The organism is Citrobacter sp. TBCS-14, assembly GCF_005280805.1.
Lineage (GTDB): Bacteria > Pseudomonadota > Gammaproteobacteria > Enterobacterales > Enterobacteriaceae > Citrobacter > Citrobacter gillenii.
This window is the reverse complement of the sequence record NZ_SZWM01000465.1, coordinates 293-543: the sequence shown is the minus strand read 5'-3', so window position 1 is coordinate 543 and position 251 is coordinate 293. Positions and strand designations below refer to the sequence as shown.

General features: G+C 53.8%; 1 protein-coding gene. It reads left to right on the top strand.

The window, feature by feature from the left end; genetic code table 11:
* A partial coding sequence (locus FDX22_RS31295) for an efflux RND transporter permease subunit (protein WP_255432960.1) occupies positions 1 to 251 on the top strand: 251 nt, incomplete at both ends.

Below are 251 nucleotides of genomic sequence, written 5' to 3'. Positions count from 1 at the left end.
ATCAACCTTAAACCGCTGGATGAACGTGACGATCGCGTGCAGAAAGTGATCGCCCGGTTACAGGACGCGGTTGACAGGGTTCCCGGAGTTGACCTTTATCTTCAGCCCACTCAGGATCTGACGATTGATACTCAGGTCAGCCGGACGCAATATCAGTTCACGCTGCAAGCAACTTCCCTGGATGCCCTCAGCACCTGGGTTCCGCAGCTGTTAGCAAAACTACAGCAGCTACCGCAACTATCCGATGTCAG